The sequence below is a fragment of the Bordetella sp. BOR01 genome (assembly GCF_019218885.1).
Lineage (GTDB): Bacteria > Pseudomonadota > Gammaproteobacteria > Burkholderiales > Burkholderiaceae_B > Bordetella_A.
This window is the reverse complement of the sequence record NZ_JAHUWT010000002.1, coordinates 1,460,669-1,484,024: the sequence shown is the minus strand read 5'-3', so window position 1 is coordinate 1,484,024 and position 23,356 is coordinate 1,460,669. Positions and strand designations below refer to the sequence as shown.

Here is a 23,356-nt window from a genome sequence, read left to right as displayed (position 1 = left end):
GTGCCGCCTCGGCCGGTTGCGGCGCTGCGGCCGGCCGCGGCGCCGCGGCAGCGGGTGCCTGCAGCGCGGTGGCGGGCCCGGCCTGCCCGTTCAGGGCCAGCATGCGCAGACAGGCCATGATGAAGCCGGCGTATTCGTCAGGCGCCAGGGAAAGTTCGCTGCGGCTGTGCACCGCCACCGAGTAGAACAACTGCACCGCGTCGGGATGCAACACGCCCGCCAGGCGCGAGATGTCGGCCGCCAGCGGATCGTCGACCGGCGTGGCGGCCGGCACGCGCTGCTCGATGGCCACGCGCGACAGCAGCACGGCCAGATCGGCCAAGGCACCAGCGTAGGACAGCCCGCGCGTGGAGAGTTCGTCGGCCACGGCCAGCACGCCCGTGGCATCGCCTGCCTGCAGGGACTCGAGCAGGCGCACCAGGTGCCGCTGGTCGATGGTGCCCAGCATGCCGCGTACGGCTTCTTCGGTCAGGTTGCCCGCGCTGTAGGCGATGGCCTGGTCGGTCAGCGACAAGGCATCGCGCATGGACCCGCCGGCCGCCTGGGCGATCAGGCGCAGGGCCGGCAGTTCGAAAGCCATGGACTCGTCGCCCAGCACTGCCTGCAGATGGCCGACGATGGCATCGGGCGGCATCTGCTTCAGGTTGAACTGCAAGCAGCGCGACAGCACGGTAACCGGTATTTTCTGCGGGTCGGTGGTCGCCAGGATGAACTTCACATGCGGCGGCGGCTCTTCGAGCGTCTTGAGCATGGCGTTGAACGCATGCCCGGTCAGCATGTGGACTTCGTCGATCATGTAGACCTTGTAGCGGCCCGCCCCGGGCGCGTACACGGCCTGTTCGAGCAACTGGGTCATTTCCTCGACGCCGCGGTTCGAGGCGGCGTCGAGCTCGAGGTAGTCGACAAAACGGCCGGAATCGATCTCGGTGCAGGCGCGGCACTGGCCGCACGGCTTGGATGTGATACCGGTTTCGCAGTTCAGCGACTTGGCCAGGATGCGCGACAGGGTGGTCTTGCCCACGCCGCGCGTGCCGGTAAAGAGCCAGGCATGGTGCAGGCGCTGGGAATCGAGCGCATGCGTCAGCGCGCGCACTACGTGGTCCTGGCCTACCAGGGTATCGAACGAGCGCGGCCGCCACTTGCGAGCCAGTACCAGATAAGTCATGGACGGATTGTAGAGCCAGTTGCGCGCGGCCGGCGCGCCGGAAATGCAAAGGGGCGCCGCAACCAGGGCGCGAATTGCCATGAACCATGACAATTCGTTCCGATTACGGCGCCCCCTTGGGGAAACCGGTAGGCGAGCCTTACTCCGGCACTGATCCTAAACGACTATGGCTGCTTCGTTCCCGACCTGACCAGGTTCACCGCCGAACCATGCGAAGGGGCCCGCCACTTGAGATTCTAGCAGAGCGGCCGTTGGGCCGCTTGCTGGAATCTCAAGTGGCGGGCCCCGTGGGGCTGTATGGAGGGCTCCCTCCCCTGGCCCTCCCCCCGGGGGGGAGGGAGGGGAGTGGTGGCAGGTGGAGGGCGGGGTTCTTTTTTGGTTTCAGGATTTCAGGCGCCTTGATTTCAGGTGTCTGACTCCCGCCAGGGTGTCAGACACCTGATACCCGGCTAGATGTCTATCCAGAGTTCCGCCCGGGGGAAGTACAGCGCGGCGCGCGCCGGGCGGTTGTCCAGGGCGGTGACCTGGGCGCAATAGCGGGCCAGTTGGTCGGCGTGACGTTGGCGCATGCGGGTGGCGAAGTGGGCGGGGGCTTCGCCGGAATGCGGGCGCGCGGTTTTGTAGTCGACGATGAGCCAGCCGTCTTCGGTACTGAGCGCCAGGTCGATGACCGACACACGGCCGGTGGCGTCGATCAGCGGCCATTCGCGGCGGGCGGCCGATTGCGACAGCAGCCAGCGGCCGCGCTCGTGGGCCAGCGTGGCCAGCAAGGTGTCGAGTACGGCCTGCGCGGCCTCGGGCGCCTGCGCGGCGGGCAGCCCGGCGCGGGTCAGTTGCTTTTGCATCACGGGCAGATAGCCGCGCAGCGTGTCGGCCGGCCAGGCCGGCAAGCCGTCCTGGCCGATACGGGCCAGCCAGGCATGCGCCAGCGTGCCGATGGCGGCATCGTGCGCGGTTTCCAATTGCCAGGCCGGGTGCTCGGCGCCCTGCCCCATTGCCGCCCCCAACGCAAAGCCCGGACCGCCAATAATGGCGCGCCGGCTGCGCAAGATGTCGATCGCCTCGTCCGCCAGGCGCCGCAAGGGCTCGCCGCGCAGGTGCCCGGCGGCCTCGTCATCGACGGACGCATCGTCGTGCCAATCGGGCGGCGGGCTTTTCTGGTCGGCGGGCAGCCATTCCCACAAGCGGCCCAGCAGGCTGGCGGCCGGCGGGGCCTTGGCCTGCCCGCTGTCGCGGTCGATCGCTACATTGCCCACCAGGTGCAGGCGATGGCGCGCGCGCGTGGCAGCCACATACAGCAGGCGATCGGTTTCATAAGCGGCGCGGCGTTTCTCGCGCAGGCCCAGGTAGCGCGACACGGGGTCGGCCTCTTTGTCGGCGCGCGGCTTCACCGGGCCGAACAGCACGCGTTCGCCGCTTTGCTCGAAACTGACCAGCGGGGCGCGCTCGGCGCGCGGCGCCTTGTGCAGGCCATACAGGATGACCGTATCGAACTGCAGCCCCTTGGACTTGTGCATGGTCATGATCTCGACCACGCCGCCGTCGTCGGCGCCGCCTTCGGGCGCGGCGTACAGACGCGCCAGCGCGGCATCGAGCCGGGCCGGATCGAGGCCGCCATGCGGCGCCAAGCGCTCGACCAATACGAACAGGCTCTCGGCATCTTCGCCCGCGCTGGGGCTGGCGTACAGCGCCGCCCCGCCCAGCCGCCGCCACAGCGATTCCAGCCAGGCCGCCAGCGGCATGGCACCGCTGGCGTTGGCGGCATCGAGCAAGATCGGGCCCGCGTGGCTCAGACGTGCGTATTCGGTGGCCGGCAGCAGGGCTTGCGCGCGGCAAGGCTGGGCAGCGGCGGGGGCGTCCCACAGCGACAGCGTCTGCCCGGACGGGGCTGCGACAGGGGCCGGGCGCGGCGCGCGCAAGGCATCGGCCAGCAGCACCGGAACCGGGGTGCTCAGGTCATGGCCGAACAGCGTGTGCAGCGTATCGAGTGTCAGCCCGCACCAGGGCGCCCGCAGCACCGACAGCCAGGCCATGCGGTCGGCGGGGTGCGACAAGGCGCGCAGCAACTGCACCAGGTCGGACACGACGTGGCGCTGCGCCAGCGGCACCAGGTCGACCGCGCGGCAGCGAATGCCGGCCTGCGTCAGGCGGCGCACCAGTTGGCCCAGGTGCCCGCGCGCGCGCACCAGGATGGCCACGGGATGGCGGCTGGCGGGGTCGCGCTCGTCCAGCGCCTGGCGCACCAATTGCACGGCCAGCGCCTCGGCCGTGGCGTCGGCCGCCCCGCCGCCATCGGTACTGAATGCGGCATGGAAACGCACGGGTTCGCCTGGCAATGACGGATTGAACGCCGCCGAATCGGTATAGGCGATGGCGCCGGCGGCCGCATCGTTGCGTGCCGGCAGCAGGCCGCGGAATGTGGCGTTCACCCATTCCACCACGCCGGCCTGCGAGCGGAAGTTGTCGGTCAGTTGCAGGAACGTGGGCGCGATCTCGCCCACGCCGTGCTCGGCCGCCTGCAGGAACAGGCCCACTTCGGCCTTGCGGAACCGGTAGATGGACTGCATGGGGTCGCCCACCAGGAACAGCGTGCGGCCATCGCCCGGCTGCCAGCCGGCGGTAAGCGTGGCCAGCAAGTGAATCTGCGTCAGGCTGGTGTCCTGGAATTCGTCGATCAACAGGTGACGGATCGAGGCGTCCAGTTTCAACAGCAGTTCGCCGGGATCGTCGGCACTGCCCAGGGCGTGCGCGGCGCGCTGCGCGATCTCGATGAAATCGACTTCGCGCGTTTCGGCAAAGCGCAGGTGCAACTGGGCCACCGCCAGCTTCAGCGTCATCAGTTGCGCGCCCAGCACGCGCCACTGCGCATCGCTGAACTCGGCCGGCGGCACATGACGGACCGCCTCCAGCATCCAGATCCAAGCAGCCTTGGGGTCGGCCGCGTCCAGCCACTGAGTGAAGGCTTCTTTGTGCTCGCACCTGGGCGGAAAACCCAGATTCCTGGTCACGCCGCGCGCACTGCGCAGCCCGCCCGCGGCCGTCAGCAGCAAATGGCGCACCGCCTTCCATTGGTCGAGCCAGGCAGCGTCGGGTTCGAGCGGCGCATCCCAATCGCGCAGCGCGGCCAACGCATGTGCGGGGTCGTCTTCGTCGAGCGCGGCCACCGCCATGCGCGCCGGCCAGCGCAGAGCGTCGTCCCAGCCGAGCGGCATGGCACGCGCCAAAGCCTGCAGGTCTTCGCCGATGGCGTCGGCCAGGGCGTCCTGCAAGGCCTCGCGATCGCTGCCGCGAGCCAGCAGCGGCAGCCACTGGTCGCGCTGCCCCAGCATCGCGGCAATGGCTTCGGTGGCGGCCTGGGTATCGACATCCAGGTGCGCCAGCAAAATGCGCACGGCCTCGAAATCGTCGGCCAGGGCCAGCGTGGCGCGGGCGGCGGCATCGTAGTGGGCTTGCGCGTCGTCGGCGATGTCGGGCATGCCGCCCAGTTCCGACAGCCACGGCATGCCGCGCACCAGGCCCGCGCAGAATGAGTCGATGGTGCGGATCGACAGGCGTGCCGGATGCTGCAGCAGCCTCCAGCCCAGTTCATCGTTGCGCTGCAGCGCCGCGCGCGCCAGGTGCCAGCTGCGCTGGCCGTGCTCGGATGCGGGCATGGGGCCGCTGCCGTCGCGCAGTTTGCCCAATACACGCGCATGCATTTCCGAAGCAGCCTTGCGCGTGAAAGTGATGGCCACGATTTCTTCGGGCCGGTTCACCGTGGCCAGCAGCGCCAGGATGCGGTCGGTCAGCAGTTCGGTCTTGCCGGAGCCGGCAGGTGCCTGCACCAGGAACGAGGCGGCCGGGTCCAGCGCGTGGACGCGGGCTAGATGGTCGGAAGGTTGGCGGGCGGATCCGGTCATGCCGCGTCGTCCTCGTCTTCAAGATGCAGCCGCAGGAACGGCATGGCGTCGCAGTATTTCAGGTCGTCGCGACGATAGACCAGGTTGGCGGCGTAGCCGGACGCATATTCATCGGCCAGGCCCTCGACGGCGGCGCGCCAGCGCAGCAGGATATCGCGCCAGGCCTGGCCCTCGAAGCCCTTGCTGGCATCGGCGGCAGTCACCCCCGCAATGCCCAGCTCGGTGTCGGAAAGCCCGGCCGCCGCAACCTGGCGCGCATGCACCTGGGCCAGCACCAGCGCGGCCACATCGGCATCCGGCGTATCGCCGGAGAGCACGGCCGCGTAGAACGGCAATTGGAGATTCACGGGCCGCGCGCGCGCCCAGTCGGATTCCGGATTGCCTGGCGCCATGCCGGTCTTGTAGTCCAGGATCACGGCACGGCCGTCGGGCAGGCGGTCCAGCCGGTCGATCCGCACGGCCAGGGCCAGGGGGCCGCGCGACCAGTGATGGGTTTCTTCGACTTGCGCGACCCGGAACGGCAGGCGCTGCGCTTCGAGGTCGAACCAATCGGCCAGCACGGCGCACGCGCGTTCGCATTCCAGTTCGCGCAAGGCGCGCGGATAGGCGCGCAGTTCTTCTTCGGCCGCCTCTTCTATCGCCTGCAGGACCAGGGCCTGCAATCGACCCTGCGCAATGGCTTCGTGCAGTTGTTCCTGATCGGGCAGCATGCGCCACACCAGTTCCAGCGCGCGGTGCAGGAACTGCCCGCGCACGTTCTGATTGGCGGCGTCGGCGTAATCGGCCAGCGCCCTGGCCCCCAGCCGATGGCGCACGAATGCCCACAAGGGGTTGCGCGCCTGGGTATCCAGCACGTCCAGGCCGCCGGTGGCGCCGGCCCGCGCACTATCGGGTGCCGGCGCGGCCAGCGGTGGGCCACGTTCGTCGTCGAGCACCTGCTGCGGCAGCGCGTCCGGCACGACAGTCGCGCAAGGCTGCCATGCCATGGGCGGCACATCGGCAATCAACGGCGAAGGCCGCAATTCGCGTTCGCCGTCGAGATGGGCATGGCTGACCACCACTTCGGGTGCGCAGCGGCACAATGCCGCGTACAGCGCCTCGGCCCATTGCCGCTCTCGCTCGGGCGTGGCGCGCGGCGCGCCGGCCTGGCGCAGCACGGTCAAGGGCAGCAGCGGATTGGGCTGCGGCGTGGCGGGCAGCACATCGTCGGTCAGGCCCAGGATCCACACTCCATCCCAGTGCCCGCCTTCGGCCTCGAGCAAGCCCAGCACGTCCAGGCGCGCCAGCGGATCGCGCTGCGGCTGGAATGACGCCGCGGCCGCGGCGCTGGCCAGCAGGCGCACCGCGCCGCGCCCATCCAGCGGGCCGGCCGCGGGGGCCAGCGCCGCGTAGCGCCCCAACAGTTCGCCGAACGCGCCCATGACCTGGTAGCCCACGCTGTCCAGCGGACGTTCGCCAGGGAAACCCAGCGCCACCAGCGCGGCGCGGATCACCGGCATCCAGAGATCGGCGGTGCTGCGTTCTCCGGCTTGCCGCCAGATCTCGAGCGCGGCCGGCCAGGCGGCAGACAAGGCCGTGCCATCGGCCAGGTCGCGCTGCCAGCGCGCAGCATCGACGCGGACCCGCGCCTGGCGGCGCCAGCGCGCATCGACGGCCGCAAGCCTGGCCAGGTCGCGCCGGTCTCCGGCGCAATGCCCGGCCAGCAAGGCCGCCCCCAGCACCGGCGCGTCAACAGCGCCAGCCTGTTCCATGTCGGCCAGCGCGTGCAGCCAGGCCAGGGCGGCCCGCACGGCCGGCCATTCGGTCAGGGGCCGTCCGACGGCCACGTTGAAAGCATGGCCGCCTTCGGCCAGGGCCTGCCCCACCACGCGCCGCGCAAAGGGCGATTCCGCCTGCAACTGGGCCGACACGATGGCATAGCGCCCGGACGGCTGCGCGGCCAGCCGCTGCGCCGCCCAGGCCGCCGCGGCACGCCATTCGGCGCCGCGCTCGGTGGCGCTATAGCGCGCCGGCAAGGCGGATTCGGCCAGCGTGTCGTTCAGCCAGGCGAGCGTCGCGTCCCCTTTCTGGAAGGCATCGAGCAGCGCAGCAAAGCGCGGCGAGACATCGGTAAAACCCGCCAGCACCAGGTGTCGCGGCGCGGCCACCTCCCCCTGCTGCAAGGCACGCAGCACGCGCCCATAACCCTGGTTGGCGTCTTCGGCGTCGATGCCGGCCAGGCGTTGGTGGTAGCGGCGGCGCCAGCGCGAAAAACCCCGGTATTCGTCAGTATCGGCGCCCCCAGGCACATTCAGGCGCCATTCGTCCATCAAGGTGTCGGCATCCATGGCCAGCACCGCGGCTTGCCCGGTATCGAGCAGCACCCGGCCGGCCTCTTCTTCGCCGATGGCATCGGCCCAGACCATTTGCGTGGCAAAGCTATCGAGCCGGTGCGCCGGCAGGTCGGCCCCCGGCGCAAAAGCCAGCTCGCCGGCGGCCTCGGCCAGCCAGGCCGCCAGCGGCAAGACACGCGGCAATTCGCTGACCTGCCGCTCACGGCGCAACTGCCCGGCCAGATCCAGCGTCAGGCGACGGGCCAGACGGTTGTTCACGGTCAGCACCAGGGTGTGGGTGGGCGGCAACTGGCCGGCCTGTTCCAGCGTGATGAAGGGGCGTGAATCCGGGTCGTAGGACATTCGGGGCGGACGGGTGTATCTGAGCAGTGGATAAGGATAACCGGACGTGGGGGTGTTTTTCTTCTGGCGTCGGGGTGGCGCCTGGGGTATGGCGCGGCTTCACGGGGCCGCCCTGCGCGCCCCGAAAATGCATTCGGGTAGTGGCTGGCAATGGTCGTCTGGTCAATGCTGGTCTGGTCAACACGGAATACCGGCCTGTGCATGCCACTGACCGAATGCGCGTGGACGCCGCGCTGGGCGGCGCCCACACGCGGCCCGGCACGCTTCTCTTCTTCTCACCAAACGGTGGCCAAAACGCAAGAACCCAAACACCCGCCCAAAACAAGGCCCCTAAAACCCACACATAGCCGCCAAAGTCTCCCAATTGACCCGCAGCTCCGGCATCGTATACCCCAGGAACCCCAGCGCCAGCACCGCCGCCAGGGCCACGCCCCCCAGGATGCGCCAGATGGTGCGGCGTGGCATGGTCAGGCTGCCTGGGGCATGGGCTGTTCCAGCGGTTGCTCGCGCACCGGCAGGCACAGCAAGGCGGCGATCACGGCCAGGGCCACGCCCATCCACCACATCAGGTCGTAACTACCCGTACTGGCGTACACATACCCGCCCAGCCATACCCCGATGAAACTGCCCACCTGGTGGCCCAGGAAAGCAATGCCCGACAACGTGGCGGCATAGCGCAGGCCGTAGATCTGCCCGATCAGGCCCTGCGTGAGCGGCACGGTACCCAGCCAGAACAAGCCCATCCAGGCGGCAAAGGCATACAGCACCCAGGGCGAGAGCGGCAGCGCCAGCAGCAACAGCATGCCGAACGCGCGCAGGCCGTACACGCCTGCCAACAGCAGCTTCTTGCTGTAACGGCCGCCCAGCTTGCCGGCATAGAACGAGCCCACCACATTGAACAGGCCGATCAGGGCGATGGCCGTGGCGCCATGGCTGGCGCTCAATCCGCCATCGGTCACGAACGCCGGTAAGTGCAGCGTGATGAACGCCGTATGGAATCCACAGACAAAATAGCTGCCATACAGAAAATGGAACGACGGATGGCGCATGGCCTGCCGCACGGCGGCCGACAGCGATTGGCCGCCGGCGTGGGCACCGGGCCTGCCGCGCAGGAAATACGCCAGCGGCGCGCCCGCCGCCACCAGCAACGACAGCGCCCACAGCGCACCGGGCCAATCGAAACCAGTGATCATCAGTTGCCCGGCGGGCACCACCAGGAACTGCCCCATCGACCCGCCGGCACTGGCGATGCCCATCGCGGTACTGCGGTAGGCGGGCGGCACCGAGCGCGCCACCACGGGCAGGATCACAGGGAACGTGGTGCCAGCCTGGCCCAGGCCCACCAGCACGCCGGCGGTCATGTACAGGCTGAACTCGTCGGTGGCAAAGCGCGTGCCTATCATGCCGGCCACGTACAGCAGTGCCCCGAGCGCCACAGTGCGACCCGAGCCATACCGGTCGGCCAGCATGCCCATCAGGATGCTGGCCAGGCCCCAGACCAGGTTCTGCAGGGCGAAGGCCATTGAAAACACATCGCGGCCCCAGCCATGGGCCAGGCCCATGGGCTGCATGAACAGCCCGAAGGTAGCGCGCACGCCCATGGCAAGCAGCACGACCAGCGTACCCAACAACACGGTACGCAGAGAAATGGATTGTGAATCGGACATCTGGCCTGCCTGGCGGTTGTCGGTTGTCGTTGTGGACGCCCTTGCTCCGTAGGGCGGTTCGCGCGGGGCGAACAGCAGCCATCATATACAAGTCTGCCAGCGGGGCCCACGCTATCCGGCCATACGCGCGGGCGATCTGCGCGGATGCTAGAATTCGGCTCTTGCAAAGCGCCGCTGCAGCCAACAATGCGCTTTGTTATCAGCCACTTGCCGTCTTCGGGCAGCTCGCCGTAGTTAAATGGATATAACCGACCCCTCCTAAGGGTCAATTGGTGGTTCGATTCCACCCGGCGAGGCCATTGTGCCCATCCATCCCCTTTTGTTGCAATCGCGCGCTTGCCCAACAGTTAAAAAAACTGTTTAAATTCGGCACGTAAGTCTATAATTCATTTCGCTTTTCCCGGCTCCGCTCAAGCCATTCTGACCACCCCGGTCGCGCGCCCCTTTTTTTCACCCTGCTAGCTATATGGTTTTTTTCTGGAAACGCGCCGTTGCGACCGCCCTGGTGCCCCTGGCACTGGCGTTAGGCACCCTGCTGCCCGGTGGGGCACACGCGGCCAAGGCGGCCGATCCATGCAAGGCCAACGCGAAATCGGCGACCTGCAAGGCCACCAAGGCCAAGACGACCGCAAAGAAACCGGCGGCCAAGACGGCCAGCAAGACCGCCAGCAAGAAGACCGTGTCGAAGGCATCGTCCAAGGCCACGACCAAAAAGACCGCGTCGAAGAAAACCGCGGCGAAGACGGTTACCAAGAAGACCGCATCCAAGAAAAGAGCATCCAAGAAAACCGTTGCGTCCAAGAGCAAGTCGCGCAAAAGCAGCATCGTCCATCGCCAGCGCGCCCATGCCCGGGCGCAGGCACGCGCCAGCGCCGCGGCCCTGCCGCCGCCGGCCGCGTCGGTGCGCGCCGAGATCGAGGCGCTGCGTTCCACCACGGCCTATGTGCAAGACCTGGAAACCTCGACGGTGCTGTTCGCCAAGAACGACAACGTGGTGCGGCCGATCGCGTCGATCTCGAAGCTGATGACGGCGCTGGTGGTGGTCGACGCCAACCAGCCCATGGACCAGATGCTGGAAATCACCGACGATGACGTCGACACGCTCAAACATACGACTTCGCGCCTGGTGGTGGGTACGCGCCTGAACCGCGGCGACATGCTGCACCTGGCCCTGATGTCGTCGGAAAACCGTGCCGCGCATGCGCTGGGGCGCAATTACCCGGGTGGCATGCCCGCCTTCGTCGAGGCCATGAATCGCAAGGCGCGGGCGCTGGGCATGTCCAACACGCATTTCATCGAGCCCACCGGCCTGTCCAGCCAGAATGTCTCGTCGCCGCGCGACCTGGCGCGGTTGCTGCGCGCAGCCTCGCAACGCCCGCTGATCCATCGTTATTCCACCGACGACCAATACGAAGTGGACGTCGCCAATCGTACGCAGTTGTTCCGCAATACCAACCTGCTGGTGCGCAAGTCCGACTGGGACATCAAGATCTCGAAGACGGGCTATATCAATGAAGCGGGCGAATGCCTGGTGATGCTGGCGCGCATCAACGGCCGCGACGTGGCCATGGTGCTGCTGGACTCGCAAGGCAAGCTGTCGCGCATTGGCGATGCAGTGCGCCTGCGGCGCATACTGCAAAGCGACGTGGCCATGGCGATGCTGTAGCGCCCAGGCCGCCTCAGGCGGCCGCCCGGCGCGGCATCGCGCCGTCGTGCAGTTCATCGGGCAAACCCGCCAGCACGGCGCGCGCATCCAGAGAACGGATCGGCACCGTGGCATCGGTAGGAATGCGGCCATCGGCCTGCAGCACTTCATAACGCAGGCAGCACACGCGCAAGAACGATGTGAAATTCGCTGCCTCGCCGCGATATTCGACCAGTTCGTCGTAAAGGCGCTCGATCAATTGATTGACGCGCAGGCCGTCGCGCGCGGCGATTTCTTCCAGCACCGACCAGAACAGGCGTTCGAGCCGGACGCTGGTGGCAACCCCATGCAGCCGTAGCGAACGGGTTTCGGGCGCGTAGGAATCGGGGTGGGCGCGGATGAAGATTTCGCACATGGCAAGGCTCTTGTGGTGGCGTTCTTCACTGTACGACCGACCAGGGGTGGACAGCAAGGGCCAGGCGCCCTGCAGGCGCCTGGGATCGGGAGCGCAAGCCGCCCACGCGCAGAGTCAGTGCGTGATGGTGGTGCCCAGTACTTTCAGGAACTGCGCCAGCCAGGCCGGATGCGCCGGCCAGGCCGGGGCGGTGACCAGGTTGCCGTCGGTATGCGCCTGGTCGATGGCGATCTCGGCATAGGTGCCGCCGGCCAGCCGCACTTCCGGGGCGCAAGCCGGATAGGCCGAGCAGGTGCGGCCCTTCAGGATACCGGCGGCGGCCAGCACTTGCGCGCCGTGGCAGACCGCCGCGATGGGCTTGCCGGCGCGGTCGAACTGCCGCACGATTTCCAGCACCTGTTCGTTCAAGCGCAGGTATTCGGGCGCGCGCCCGCCCGGGATGACCAGGCCATCGTAGGCATCGGCGTCGGCTTGTTCGAAATCGTGGTTCAGCGCGAAGTTGTGGCCGCGCTTTTCGCTGTAGGTTTGCGCGCCTTCGAAGTCGTGGATGGCGGTGGCCACGCTGTCGCCAGCTTTCTTGCCAGGGCAGACGGCATGCACCGTGTGCCCCACCGCCTGCAGCGCCTGGAACGGCACCATGGTTTCGTAATCTTCGACGTAATCACCCACCAGCATCAGCAGTTTCTTGCCCATATCGGTCTCCTGGTTGTCGGCCGTGGCGCGAGGGGTGCCGGATACCGCGGGTGCCCGGCGGCGCGCACGACGAGCTTGTCTTGATTGTGCGGCAGACGGTTGCGCTGCGGGTAGTAGCGGAATACCGCAAGCGGCGCCCGCGCCTACTCCAGCGCCACCGATACGGGCCGCGCGTCAAGCAGCCTGACCAAGGCCTGCGGGTCGATGCCGATCAGGTAGCCGCGCCGCCCGCCGTTGATGTACACCACGGGGCATTCCAGCACCAGGGCCTCGACCCACACCGGCATGCGCTTGCGCGTGCCGAACGGCGAGGTGCCGCCGACCTGGTAGCCGGAATGCCGCTGCGCAACGTCGGGCTGGCAGGGCGCGACTTTCTTCAGGCCGGCCTGGCGCGCCAGGTTCTTGGTGGACACTTCGCGGTCGCCATGCATCACCACCACCAGCGGGCGGGCCGCCTCGTCTTCCATGATCAGTGTCTTCACCACCGCATGCGGGTCCAGGCCCAACTGACGCGCGGCCTCGCCCGCGCCGCCATGCTCGACGTAGTCGTAAGTGTGTTCGGTGTATGCCACCTTGTGCCGCTTCAGCATCTGGGTGGCGGGCGTTTCGGATACGTGGCGGGCTTTGCTCATGACGCCGGGCGGGCCGCGATGCGGCGGATGAAAAGCCCGTAGTGTAGGCAGCGGCCGCCCGCGGCGCAACGCGGCGCCGCTCAGGCGCGCGGATGATGCGCCGCGTGCAAGGCTTTCAGGCGTTCGCGGGCCACGTGCGTGTAGATCTGGGTGGTGGAAATATCGGCATGGCCCAGCAGCATCTGCACCACGCGCAGGTCGGCGCCATGATTGAGCAGATGCGTGGCGAAGGCATGGCGCAGCACGTGCGGCGACAGCGGCGCATGCACACCGGAAATGACGGCGTACTTCTTGATCAGTTGCCAGAATGCCTGGCGCGTCATGGGCTGCGCGCGCGCGGTCAGGAACAGCGCATCGCTGACGCGCGCACCGGCCAGCTCGGGCCGCGCGCCTTGCAGGTAGCGGTCGATCCAGTGCGCCGCCTCGGCACCCAGCGGCACCAGCCGGTCTTTGCCGCCCTTGCCCATCACCACGCGCACGACGCCTTCGTTCAGGCTGACCTCGAGCACTTTGATGTTCACCAGTTCGGACACCCGCAGGCCGGTGGCGTAAAGGGTTTCCAGCATGGCGCGATCGCGCAGCCCGCGTACGGTGTTCAGGTCGGGCGCGCGCAACAGGGCATCGACTTGCGCCTCGGAAAGCGTCTTGGGCATGCGCGGTGGCTGCTTGGCCGCGCTGAGAGTCAGACAGGGATCGCGCTGGGTAAGGTGCTCGCGCAGCGCCCAGGCGAAAAAACGCCGCAGCGCCGCCAGCCGGCGGTTGGCCGTGGTGGCCCGGCTATCGCCATGGCGCGCGGCGAACCAGGCTTCGATATCGCCGGTGCCGGCATCGCGCAACCGGCCCGCCGAGGCTGCGCCGCCATGCTCGGCGGGTTTTTCCAGCCATTGCGCGAAGGCGCTGAGGTCGCGGCGATAGGCGGCCAGGGTATTGGCGGCCAGGCCGTCTTCGAGCCAGACGGCGTCGATGAAGGCATCGATATCGGCCTGCGAGGCCAGGGGATCGGCGTGGGACATGGGCGAACAGAACCGGAATCGGGCAGCCCGCCCATTCTACCGGTCAGTCGTCCGCGGGCAGTGCTTGCGGCAGCGGCACGCCATGTGTTTGCGCCCAGCGCGACAACCCCTGCATGATGCTGTCGGACAAGGCCACGCCCTGCACCAGCGATTCGCGCTTGATTGCCAGGCCGCGCTCTCCCGGCAAGCGTACCCGATCCACGCCTGGCCGCGGCGGATTGGTCTTGCAGGCATCGGCCAGCCAGCCCATCTGCCGTGCGAAATCTGCTTGACCGCCAAACGCGCCCGGGTCGATGACCTGAATGAACACCGACACGCATGTGCCGGCAGGCTGGTCTGCCCGCCCGAATCCGGACAGGGTCGACAGCGCCTCGACCAGCAGCGCCCAGCCGTAGCCTTTGTGCCCGTGGTCCAGCCCACCCACCGGCAACAGCGTGCCGCCCTGCGACAACGCCACCTGCGGGTCGGTACTGGGATTGCCCTGGGCATCCATGGCCCAGGCCTGCGGGAAAACCTGGCCGGCCTTGACCAGTTGGCGGGTCATGTTGATGGTGGTGATCGACGCACTGATATCCAGCAGGATGGGATCGCCCTCGGTAGGGATGCCCGCCGCGATCGGATTGGGCGTGAAGACCGCCTGTGTCCCGCCATAGGGAGCGACGCCGGCCAGCGACGGCATGGAACTGGCGATCATCGCCAGGCAGCCCCGGTCGGTAGCGCGAGTCAGGTAGGCGGCCAGCGCACCAATGTGATGGCTATCGGAGATAGCCACGGTAACCGTGCCATAGGTCTGCACGCGATCGAGCGCCAGGTCGACTGCCTTGGCGGTCAGCCACGGACCAGGCAGGCGCTTGCCGCGCCAGGTGATGCAGGCGCCGCGGTCGGCCACGACGTCCGGCTCGCCGCTACCCAGCAACGCCCCCGAGGCCGCGGCGTCAAGATAGGCGGGCGCCAACGCCAGGCCGTGTGTAGCGTGGCCCATGAGGTCGGCTTCGAGCAAGATCTCGCCGACCGTTCGGGCCTTGTCTTCATCCAGCCCCGCCGCCCGAAAGAGCGCTTGCGCGAACGCCCTGGTTTCGTCCACGCCGTAGCGCCGGCTATCCCCTTGTACTGTCATGGCGTGCTCTCCTTGATTCTTGTCTTCAGGCCAAGTCCATTCACGGCCGGGCCGGGTTACGGGATCAGACCCGCAGCGCTTCTATTCCCCGTTCCTGCAGGCCCAGTGCCTCGCACTGCTCGGAGGTGGCATCGGTGACAAGCATGTGGATTTTTTCCAACCCGCATATCTGCGTGAACGAACGTCGCCCGAACTTGGACTGGTCGGCAAGCAGCACCACGCGCTTTGCGGTGGCGATCATGTGACGTTTGATATCGGCGATCTCGATCGAACTTTCCGTGACACCCGTGTCGGATACCGCGTGCACGCCCAGGAACAGCAAATCGACATAGACGCTGCGCAGCAGCGATTCGCAAGGGGGGCCATATAGCGTGTTGCTGTTCGGGCGCACCGTGCCCCCGGTCACGATGACACAGCCTGCCGCCGAGGTGTTCAACACCTGCGCGGTGGCCAAGTCGTTGGTGATGGAGGTAATCGCCAGCCCGCGCCGGACGGCAGCGCGCGCCGCCTCCATGACGGTGGAGCTGCTGTCGAACATGACGCTCTGGCCATCCAGTATCAGTCCGGCGGCGGCCTCGCCGATGCGCTGCTTGGCTTCGGGATGAAGCTGTTCGGCCACCTGTGCGGGCGGCTCGTAGGTGGACGACTCGAGGCGCGCGCTGATCACCCCGCCATGGATGCGCCGCACGCTGCCGCTGCGCGTGCTCAACTCGAGCAGGTCGCGACGGATCGTGGACTCGGATGCACCGGTCAGCCGCGTCAGCGTCGCCAATGATGCGCTGCCGTTGCCGCGCAGATGGTCCAGAATCAGCGCGTGTCTTTGGGGTGCCAACATCGAACGGTCGTTCTTTTGCATTTCACGAGTTCCTGTGCCGGCCTTGGATGCAGGGCCCGGCCAGCGCATATCCGCGGGCAACGGACGGCCGCATGCCTGTCAGTCTTCCTGGAAGGTCGATACAGGCTGGCTTGGGCGGGGCCCGTCGTTCTGGTCGACCGTTAGCGTAACCTGTAGCAGTTCGGAGCCGGCAAAGGGAAAAGGCGCGGCATAGGTGTTGCTGACCGGATGCCCCGCATCGTGCCCGCAAGACAGGCCAGCCGTCATGCCATGGGTCGGCCAGGACTTGGCGCAACGGCCGCGCGCCTGGCCCAGCCCGGTTCCCGTCAGACTGACGTCGATACTGCCATCGTCATTGCGATCGAAGATGGCGACCACGCTGGCCTGTCCCTTGGGCAGCGTGTCGTCGGCCTCGATCACCACCCGCTCATCCTGCGAAAACACGTATTCCAGCACCAGCTTGCCCGCGCGCGCATACAGCACCAGGCCTCCCAGCCGGCTGCCCCAGGCCAGCATCACGCCCTGCAGCGGCGCGCCGGATCGGTTCAGCGAGGCTTCGATGCGGAAGCTCTTGCCCGTGACGTCGGGCGCCATCAGGCGGTCGATGCGGGCCATGTGCGGCCGGTACACATATTGGGCGCGCGAACCTTCGCGTATGCGCTCGGCGGCCCGTTCCCACTCGCGGTCATCCAGCGGCAACACGCCATAGCGTTCCGCTTCGTGCTGCCAGGCCTGCACCATGTTCTTCAAGCGCGCGGATTCGGTCTGCGCCAGGTCGTCCGCCTCGGAGAAATCCTGGTCTATGTGATAGAGCTCCCACACGTCGCTATCCATGGGCGTGCCCTTGCGGTGCCGCGTCACCGCTTTCCAGCCGTCTTGCCACAGCGCGCGATCGCCCAGCAACTCGAAGTACTGCCGGGTGCGCCGGCTGGCGGCCGACGCCTGGTCGAAGCTGTAAGCCATACTGATGCCATGCAACGGTTGCTGCGCGACGCCCGCGATCTCGTCCGGCGGCGCAATGCCCAGCACGTCGTAGAGGGTGGGGGCAATATCGATCACGTGGTGGAACTGCGTGCGAATCCCGCCCGCGGCGGCAAACCCCTTGGGCCAGCGCACAATCAGCGGCGCGCGCACGCCGCCGCCGTGCGTGTCTTTCTTGTACCACTTGAGCGGCGTATTGCTGACCTGTGCCCAGCCGGTCGGATAGTGGTTGAATGCCTGCGCGGTACCGATCTTGTCGAGATGGCGCACGGCCTGCCGGGGGTCGTCCAGTTCGTACACCATGTGCTTGCGCAGGTTGATCGCCCCGGTCGGGCCGCCCTCGGGGCTGGCGCCATTGTCGGACAGCAGCACCACGATGGTGTCCTCCAGCACGCTCAATGCCTGCAGGCCATCGAGCAGGCGCCCGATCTGTTCGTCGGTATGCGCCATGAAGCCCGCATAGGCTTCCTGCAGCCGCGTACTCAGGCTCACCACAGCGTCGTCGCGCTGCACTTCATCCCACGGCCGCACATCGTCGTTGCGCGGCGCCAGGCGGGTGCCCGCGGGCACGATGCCCATCTCGATCTGCGCTTTCAACCGCTGCGCGCGTATTTCATCCCAACCGCGGTCGTATTTGCCCTTGAACCGGTCGATGTATTCGGGCGGCGCCTGGTGCGGCCAGTGGCAGGCGCCGAAGGCCACATACATCATGAACGGTGCGGCCGGCGCACTGGTGCAATGGTCGCGGATCATGCCCAGGCTCTGGTCCACCAGGTCGACGCTCAGGTGGTAGCCTGGAGGCGGGTCCAGGTGGATGGGGTGGTTGTCGACATAAAGCTCGGGGTAATACTGGTCCGCCAGCGCGCCATGAAACCCGTACCAGCGATTGAAACCCTTGCCCAGCGGCCAGTTGGAAAATGGGCCGGCTGCGCCGTATTCCTCGGTGCCGGCCAGATGCCATTTGCCGACGGCCATCGTGTTGTAGCCCTCGCGCCGCAAGACTTCCGGCAACGTGCCGGCGCTGGGATAGATGCGCCCGTCATAGCCGGGCTGGCCATTGGCCCATTCCGCGATGATGCCCACGCCCACCGAATGCGCATTGCGGCCAGTCAGCAAGCAGGCCCGCGTGGGCGAACACATCGCCGTCACATGGAAATTGTTGTAGCGCAGGCCTTCGGTTGCCAATTGGTCGATGCGCGGCGTCGGGATTTCCGATCCATAGCATCCCAGATCGGAAAACCCCACATCGTCCAGGACGATAAAGACGACGTTGGGACGCTTGGCGTGGCTCATGTGTGCTGTCTCCGGTTGTTCTTCGATGCGCGCCCGATGCGCATCAGGTTTTCTCGATACCGGCGCGCGCAAGCACGGCCGGCCATTTCGCCAGCTCGGCCTGGATCAGCTTATCGAACGCGGCGGGCGTGCCGGAAGCATAGGGAGTGGCGCCGATATGCTGGATCGACGTTTGCAGCTTGGGCGTCTGCATCGCCGCCTGCAGCGCGGCACTGGCCTTGTCGATGATGGCGTCCGGCGTTTGCGCGGGCGCCAGCAGGCCGAACCAGGGCACTACGTCTACGCCGGGGTAGCCGCCTTCTTTCATGGTGGGCACCTGCGGCAGCGCCGCAATCCGTTGCGGGGCGACCGCCGCCAAAGGGCGCAACTGGCCGGCCTGGATGTAGTTTTTCGCCAGGGACACGCTCATCAGCATGCAGTCGAGCCGGCCGGCCAGCAAATCCGAAATAGAAGGCGGCTGGCCCTTGTACGGAATGCCCAGCAGGTCGATGCCGGCCTCGCTCTTGAACAATTCCATGCCCAGGTGATTCGACGAGCCGTTGCCCGGATTGCCGTAGGTGAGCTTGCCCGGTTCGCGCTTGGCCAGCTCGACAAACTGCGCCAGCGATCCGGCCTTGACGTCGGGATGCACGACAAGCACATTGGGGCTGGTGGCGATCAGGCACAGTGGCCGGAAATCGCCGATCGGATCGTAGCCCGGGGTTTTGCGCAATGCCGGATTGACGGTGAACGGTACCGATGCGCAAAGCCAGGAATAGCCATCGGGGTTGCTCTTGGCGACGTTCTGGATACCAATCAGGTGGTCTGCGCCAGGACGGGATTCCACCACCAGCGGCTGCCCCAGCCCGGGTGTCACGGCTTCGCCGACAGCCCGCGCCAACAGATCGATAATGCCGCCGGAAGCCACTGGCACGACAACACGCACCGGCCGGGCCGGCCATTTCCCGGTTTCCTGGGCCCATGAAGAAGTATTGGCCATGGCGGCCATGCCAGCCAGCGCTTGCAAGGCGCCGCGCCGCGTCAACCGATTGCGGAACATGTTTTGTCTCCTATCTTGTAATGCCTGGCTCCGGTCCGCCCGGTGTGCCCCGGGATGGGAGGAGTTGAATGTTTATAAGTGATTTCGGTCAAATTCCGCCATGCAAAGGCATTATTTTCCGGCAATCATGGTTGAATATAATCGGTTATGACGATTTTTGATAGATTACGCAGATAGCATGGACAGGCCGCCCCTGCCACCGGAGCGGCCTGCCGGATCGGTAATGGATCACGAATGGCCGCGCGCTACGCGGCCGACTTCAACCAGGCCTCGAATGCCCGCAGGGCATCGGAACGCTCGTCGCGCTGCGGGTAGCCGAAGTAATAGCCCTGCCCCACAGCCAGTACTTCCGGCACGGGTTGCACCAGCGTGCCCGCCTGCAGGGCGGGCTGGGCCAGGAAGTACGGCACCAGCCCCACGCCCAGGCCGGCCTGGGCGGCCGCCAGCATCATGGTGAACAGCTCGTAGCGCGGCCCGCCCGCCGCCTGCGGGCCGTAGGGCTGCCGGTTGGCCGCATACCATTGCCGCCAGGCATCGGGGCGCGAGCTCAGGTGCAAGTGCGTCAGACCCGCCAGCCCCTCTTCGGCGCGGCGCGGCAGATGGGGCGCACAGACCGGTACCAGTTCTTTTTCGGCAAACAGCAGGGCTCCCTGGGTGCCGGGCCAGATGCCGCTGGCGTGGTAAAGAGCGCCGTCGAAAGGCTGGTCTTTGAACTGGAACGGCAGCGTGCGCACCGACAGGCTGACGGTGATGTCCGGGTGCTGCTGCTGGAAGCTGGCCAGGCGCGGGATCAGCCAAGTGGTGGCCAGCGTGGGCACCACCGCGATATGGATGCTGCGGCCCATGCCGGTACGGCTGACCAGGCCGAAGGTGTCTTTTTCGATCTGGTCCAGGTGGTGCCGGATGCGCCCGGCGTATTCGGCACCATGGTCGGTCAGCACGATGCGGCGGCGCACGCGCGTAAACAGCTGCACCCCCAGCCGGGCTTCCAGGCTGGCCACCTGCCGGTACACCGCGCTGTGCGTCAGGGACAGTTCTTCGGCGGCGCGCGAAAAGCTGCCCAGGCGGGCCGAAGCCTCGAAAGCCTGCAGGGCGCTAAGGTTGGGGATGCCGTTTCTCATGGGAAGATAGCGTGTTGCGTTACCGGCCAGCCGCCGCCAAACCTGGGGACGACGTGCCGGCAGGTCAATAGATTGTGCAATTTTATCAATTGCATTGTGCAACCCAGGAACATTATGCTCGACGGCTTGAATCCCGGTTGATTATGACAACTCCTACTTCCCCTTCTCTTGCCCCCCGCCTGGGCGGCCACATCCTGGTCGACCAACTGGCCGCCCATGGCGTCAAGCACGTGTTCTGCGTGCCCGGCGAAAGCTACCTGGCCGTCCTGGACGGCCTGCATGATGCGCAGATCGACGTCACCGTGTGCCGCCAGGAAGGCGGCGCGGCCATGATGGCCGACGCGCACGGCAAGCTGAGCGGCGAGCCCGGTATCTGCATGGTGACGCGCGGCCCGGGTGCCGCCAACGCCATGGCCGGCATCCACATTGCCAAACAGGACTCCACCCCGCTGATCCTGTTCGTGGGCCAGATCGAGCGCGGCATGCGCGAGCGCGAGGCATTCCAGGAAATGGACTACCGCGCCGTATTCGGCACGCAAGCCAAGTGGGTGACCGAGATCGACCAGGTCGAGCGTATTCCCGAACTGATTTCGCGCGCCTTCCATGTGGCGACCTCGGGCCGGCCCGGTCCGGTGGTGATCGCGCTGCCCGAAGACATGCTGACCGAGACCGCCAGCGTCGCCGACGCGCCGCACTATGAAGTCATCGACACGGCGCCCGCCGCCGGCCAGCTCGATGAACTGCGGCAGTTGCTGTCGCAGGCGCGCGCGCCCATGGCCATTCTGGGCGGTTCGCGCTGGAGCGCCGAGGCCGTGGCCCAGTTCGCCGATTTCGCGCAACGCCTGGCCTTGCCCACGGCGGTGTCGTTCCGCCGCCAGATGCTGTTCCCGGCAGACCACCCCTGCTTCATCGGCGACGTGGGCCTGGGGCTGAACCCCGCGCTGGCCAAGCGCGTGGCCGACGCCGACCTGGTGCTGCTGGTGGGCGGCCGCATGTCCGAAAGCCCCAGCCAGGCCTACACGATGCTGGACATCCCGGTGCCGCGCCAGAAGCTGGTGCACGTGCATCCCGACAGCGCCGAGCTCGGCCGTGTCTACCGCGCCACGCTGGCCATCAACACGTCGCCGGCCGCGTTCGCGCGTACGCTGGCCGATGTACAGGGCCCGGCGCAGCCGGCCTGGGCCGGCGGCACCGCCGCGCTGCGCCAGTCGTACCTGGACTGGAGCGATCCGGCCAAGGTGCGCACGCCGGGCGCGCTGCAAATGGGCGAAGTCATGGCCTACCTGGAACGCACCCTGCCGGCGGACGCCATCATGACCAACGGCGCCGGCAACTATGCCACCTGGCTGCACCGCTTCCACCGCTTTACCCGCTACGGCACGCAGTTGGCGCCCACCTCGGGGTCGATGGGCTATGGCCTGCCGGCCGCCGTGGGGGCCAAGCGGGTGCAGCCCGGCAAGACCGTGGTGTGCTTTGCCGGCGACGGCTGCTTCATGATGCATGGCCAGGAATTCGCCACTGCCGTGCAGTACCAGTTGCCCATCATCGTGGTGCTGATCGATAACGGCATGTATGGCACCATCCGCATGCACCAGGAAAAGCACTATCCCGGCCGCGTGTCGGCCACCGCGCTGCAGAACCCCGATTTCGCCGCCTACGCGCAGGCCTTCGGCGGCCACGGCGAACGGGTCGAAAGCACCGGGCAATTCGCGCCGGCCTTCGAGCGCGCCCTGGCCAGCGGCAAGCCGGCCATCCTGCACTGCCTGCTCGACCCCGAAACCATCACGCCGTCGACGACCCTGGAAAAAATCCGCGACGCGGCGCTCGCGGCCCGCAAGTAACGGCCCGCGTCGCCTACGCATCCCCATATCCCGACATACACACCGGAGACTTCCGCATGTCCTCGAATCCTTCCTTCCACTGGCAAGACCCGCTGTTGCTCGACCAGCAGCTTACCGACGAAGAGCGCATGGTGCGCGATGCCGCCGCGGCCTACGCGCAAGACAAGCTGGCCCCGCGCGTGCTCAACGCCTTTCGCAACGAGCAGACCGATGCCGAGATTTTCACCGAGATGGGCGAACTGGGCCTGCTGGGCGCAACCATCCCCACCGAATATGGCGGCGCGGGCCTGAACTACGTCAGCTACGGCCTGATCGCCCGTGAAGTCGAGCGTGTCGATTCGGGCTACCGTTCGATGATGAGCGTGCAGTCGTCGCTGGTGATGGTGCCCATCAATGAGTTCGGCAGCGAAGCGCAGAAGCAGAAGTACCTGCCCAAGCTGGCCAGCGGCGAATGGATAGGCTGCTTCGGCCTGACCGAACCCAACCACGGCTCCGACCCCAACGGCATGGAAACCCGCGCCGTGCTGACCGGCAGTGGCTACAAGGTATCGGGCAACAAGATGTGGATCACCAATTCGCCCATCGCCGACGTGTTCGTGGTGTGGGCCAAGTGCGTGGGCGGCGACCACGACGGCAAGATCCGCGGCTTCATCCTGGAAAAAGGCATGAAGGGCCTGTCGGCCCCCGCCATCCATGGCAAGGTGGGCCTGCGTGCCTCGATCACCGGCGAAATCGTCATGGACGAAGTGGAAGTATCGGCCGAACAGATGCTGCCCGACGTGTCCGGCCTGCGCGGCCCCTTCACCTGCCTGAACTCGGCCCGCTTCGGCATCGCCTGGGGTGCGCTGGGCGCGGCGGAAGCCTGCTGGCATACCGCCCGTCAGTACACGCTGGACCGCAAGCAGTTCGGCCGCCCCCTGGCGGCCAACCAGCTGATCCAGAAAAAGCTGGCCGACATGCAGACCGAGATCACGCTGGGCCTGCAAGGCTGCCTACGCCTGGGCCGCATGAAAGACGAAGGCACGGCCGCGGTGGAAATCACGTCCATCATGAAGCGCAATTCGTGCGGCAAGGCCCTGGATATCGCCCGCCTGGCGCGCGATATGCTGGGCGGCAACGGCATTTCCGACGAGTTCGGCGTGGCCCGCCACCTGGTCAACCTGGAAGTGGTGAACACCTACGAAGGCACGCACGACGTGCACGCCCTGATCCTGGGCCGCGCCCAGACGGGTATCCAGGCGTTCAGCTGAGCCGCGGGGCGCTGCCCAGGTCACCCAGGTGTCAGGCTCCCGCCAGGGTGCCTGACATCATACGACTGAGACAGC

At 67.1% G+C, this 23,356-nt stretch carries 17 protein-coding genes, 1 tRNA gene and 1 other RNA gene; 4 read left to right on the top strand and 15 right to left on the bottom strand.

Annotated features, from left to right (window positions below; all coding sequences use genetic code 11):
• From dnaX to KW845_RS14765, 6 genes are all read right to left on the bottom strand, one after another.
• On the bottom strand, nt 1–1,165 hold a 1,165-nt coding region (dnaX, locus tag KW845_RS14785), incomplete at its 3' end, for a DNA polymerase III subunit gamma/tau (RefSeq protein ID WP_218369957.1).
• A 128-nt stretch (nt 1,166–1,293) separates the two neighbouring features.
• An RNA gene (gene ffs, locus KW845_RS14780) (signal recognition particle sRNA small type) lies at nt 1,294–1,391 on the bottom strand.
• Between the two features lie 223 nt (nt 1,392–1,614).
• A complete protein-coding gene (locus KW845_RS14775; RefSeq protein WP_218369956.1) occupies nt 1,615–5,064 on the bottom strand; it encodes an exodeoxyribonuclease V subunit beta in 3,450 nt (1,149 codons plus the stop codon).
• Nucleotides 5,061–7,739: a PD-(D/E)XK nuclease family protein gene (locus KW845_RS14770; RefSeq protein WP_218369955.1), complete on the bottom strand. Its 2,679-nt coding sequence runs from the start codon at nt 7,737–7,739 to the stop codon at nt 5,061–5,063. The genes KW845_RS14775 and KW845_RS14770 overlap by 4 nt, the downstream gene beginning before the upstream one ends.
• A gap of 330 nt (nt 7,740–8,069) precedes the next feature.
• Entirely contained in the window at nt 8,070–8,204 is a 135-nt protein-coding gene (locus KW845_RS29480) for a hypothetical protein (RefSeq protein ID WP_255592615.1), read from the bottom strand.
• Nucleotides 8,205–8,206: 2 nt separating this feature from the next.
• Nucleotides 8,207–9,406: an MFS transporter gene (locus KW845_RS14765; protein ID WP_218369954.1), complete on the bottom strand. Its 1,200-nt coding sequence runs from the start codon at nt 9,404–9,406 to the stop codon at nt 8,207–8,209.
• Between the two features lie 224 nt (nt 9,407–9,630).
• Here KW845_RS14765 and KW845_RS14760 point away from each other — a divergent pair.
• Nucleotides 9,631–9,705 (top strand) — tRNA-Arg (locus KW845_RS14760).
• 167 nt (nt 9,706–9,872) lie between these two features.
• Entirely contained in the window at nt 9,873–11,072 is a 1,200-nt protein-coding gene (pbpG, locus tag KW845_RS14755; RefSeq protein ID WP_255592614.1) for a D-alanyl-D-alanine endopeptidase, read from the top strand.
• 13 nt (nt 11,073–11,085) lie between these two features.
• Here pbpG and KW845_RS14750 read toward each other — a convergent pair whose 3' ends face one another.
• The 9 genes from KW845_RS14750 to KW845_RS14710 all read right to left on the bottom strand — a co-directional run bounded on the left by KW845_RS14750 (nt 11,086) and on the right by KW845_RS14710 (nt 20,190).
• Nucleotides 11,086–11,466 (bottom strand): ribbon-helix-helix domain-containing protein, encoded by a 381-nt coding sequence (locus tag KW845_RS14750; RefSeq protein ID WP_218369953.1) that lies wholly within the window; start codon nt 11,464–11,466, stop codon nt 11,086–11,088.
• A gap of 114 nt (nt 11,467–11,580) precedes the next feature.
• Nucleotides 11,581–12,159: a DJ-1/PfpI family protein gene (locus KW845_RS14745; protein WP_218369952.1), complete on the bottom strand. Its 579-nt coding sequence runs from the start codon at nt 12,157–12,159 to the stop codon at nt 11,581–11,583.
• A 143-nt stretch (nt 12,160–12,302) separates the two neighbouring features.
• Nucleotides 12,303–12,791, bottom strand: coding sequence for a Cys-tRNA(Pro) deacylase (gene ybaK, locus KW845_RS14740; RefSeq protein ID WP_218369951.1), 489 nt, complete (start codon nt 12,789–12,791; stop codon nt 12,303–12,305).
• Nucleotides 12,792–12,871: 80 nt separating this feature from the next.
• A complete protein-coding gene (xerD, locus tag KW845_RS14735) occupies nt 12,872–13,804 on the bottom strand; it encodes a site-specific tyrosine recombinase XerD (protein WP_218369950.1) in 933 nt (310 codons plus the stop codon).
• 43 nt (nt 13,805–13,847) lie between these two features.
• Nucleotides 13,848–14,921: an Ldh family oxidoreductase gene (locus tag KW845_RS14730; RefSeq protein ID WP_218369949.1), complete on the bottom strand. Its 1,074-nt coding sequence runs from the start codon at nt 14,919–14,921 to the stop codon at nt 13,848–13,850.
• A gap of 64 nt (nt 14,922–14,985) precedes the next feature.
• Entirely contained in the window at nt 14,986–15,777 is a 792-nt protein-coding gene (locus KW845_RS14725; protein WP_218369948.1) for a DeoR/GlpR family DNA-binding transcription regulator, read from the bottom strand.
• Nucleotides 15,778–15,855: 78 nt separating this feature from the next.
• Complete coding sequence (locus KW845_RS14720) at nt 15,856–18,030, bottom strand: arylsulfatase (RefSeq protein ID WP_218369947.1); 2,175 nt, start codon at nt 18,028–18,030, stop codon at nt 15,856–15,858.
• Nucleotides 18,031–18,073: 43 nt separating this feature from the next.
• Nucleotides 18,074–19,069: a tripartite tricarboxylate transporter substrate binding protein gene (locus tag KW845_RS14715; RefSeq protein ID WP_218369946.1), complete on the bottom strand. Its 996-nt coding sequence runs from the start codon at nt 19,067–19,069 to the stop codon at nt 18,074–18,076.
• Nucleotides 19,070–19,314: 245 nt separating this feature from the next.
• Nucleotides 19,315–20,190, bottom strand: coding sequence for a LysR substrate-binding domain-containing protein (locus KW845_RS14710; RefSeq protein WP_218369945.1), 876 nt, complete (start codon nt 20,188–20,190; stop codon nt 19,315–19,317).
• 143 nt (nt 20,191–20,333) lie between these two features.
• Here KW845_RS14710 and KW845_RS14705 point away from each other — a divergent pair, with 143 nt between their 5' ends.
• Both KW845_RS14705 and KW845_RS14700 read left to right on the top strand, forming a co-directional pair.
• Nucleotides 20,334–22,031, top strand: a complete 1,698-nt coding sequence (locus KW845_RS14705) for a thiamine pyrophosphate-binding protein (RefSeq protein WP_218369944.1) — start codon at nt 20,334–20,336, stop codon at nt 22,029–22,031.
• 56 nt (nt 22,032–22,087) lie between these two features.
• Complete coding sequence (locus tag KW845_RS14700; RefSeq protein WP_218369943.1) at nt 22,088–23,281, top strand: acyl-CoA dehydrogenase; 1,194 nt, start codon at nt 22,088–22,090, stop codon at nt 23,279–23,281.
• The last annotated feature ends 75 nt before the right edge of the window (nt 23,282–23,356 follow it).

What these genes read in the sequence shown, in the direction of transcription:
- KW845_RS14725 (WP_218369948.1), bottom strand. Translation starts at nt 15,777, where the DNA reads ATGCAAAAGAACGACCGTTCGATGTTGGCACCCCAAAGACACGCGCTG.
- xerD (WP_218369950.1), bottom strand. Translation starts at nt 13,804, where the DNA reads ATGTCCCACGCCGATCCCCTGGCCTCGCAGGCCGATATCGATGCCTTC.
- KW845_RS29480 (WP_255592615.1), bottom strand. Translation starts at nt 8,204, where the DNA reads ATGCCACGCCGCACCATCTGGCGCATCCTGGGGGGCGTGGCCCTGGCG.
- KW845_RS14750 (WP_218369953.1), bottom strand. Translation starts at nt 11,466, where the DNA reads ATGTGCGAAATCTTCATCCGCGCCCACCCCGATTCCTACGCGCCCGAA.
- KW845_RS14775 (WP_218369956.1), bottom strand. Translation starts at nt 5,064, where the DNA reads ATGACCGGATCCGCCCGCCAACCTTCCGACCATCTAGCCCGCGTCCAC.
- KW845_RS14720 (WP_218369947.1), bottom strand. Translation starts at nt 18,030, where the DNA reads ATGAGCCACGCCAAGCGTCCCAACGTCGTCTTTATCGTCCTGGACGAT.
- KW845_RS14745 (WP_218369952.1), bottom strand. Translation starts at nt 12,159, where the DNA reads ATGGGCAAGAAACTGCTGATGCTGGTGGGTGATTACGTCGAAGATTAC.
- KW845_RS14705 (WP_218369944.1), top strand. Translation starts at nt 20,334, where the DNA reads ATGACAACTCCTACTTCCCCTTCTCTTGCCCCCCGCCTGGGCGGCCAC.
- KW845_RS14700 (WP_218369943.1), top strand. Translation starts at nt 22,088, where the DNA reads ATGTCCTCGAATCCTTCCTTCCACTGGCAAGACCCGCTGTTGCTCGAC.
- KW845_RS14770 (WP_218369955.1), bottom strand. Translation starts at nt 7,739, where the DNA reads ATGTCCTACGACCCGGATTCACGCCCCTTCATCACGCTGGAACAGGCC.
- KW845_RS14730 (WP_218369949.1), bottom strand. Translation starts at nt 14,921, where the DNA reads ATGACAGTACAAGGGGATAGCCGGCGCTACGGCGTGGACGAAACCAGG.
- KW845_RS14765 (WP_218369954.1), bottom strand. Translation starts at nt 9,406, where the DNA reads ATGTCCGATTCACAATCCATTTCTCTGCGTACCGTGTTGTTGGGTACG.
- pbpG (WP_255592614.1), top strand. Translation starts at nt 9,873, where the DNA reads ATGGTTTTTTTCTGGAAACGCGCCGTTGCGACCGCCCTGGTGCCCCTG.
- KW845_RS14710 (WP_218369945.1), bottom strand. Translation starts at nt 20,190, where the DNA reads ATGAGAAACGGCATCCCCAACCTTAGCGCCCTGCAGGCTTTCGAGGCT.
- KW845_RS14715 (WP_218369946.1), bottom strand. Translation starts at nt 19,069, where the DNA reads ATGTTCCGCAATCGGTTGACGCGGCGCGGCGCCTTGCAAGCGCTGGCT.
- ybaK (WP_218369951.1), bottom strand. Translation starts at nt 12,791, where the DNA reads ATGAGCAAAGCCCGCCACGTATCCGAAACGCCCGCCACCCAGATGCTG.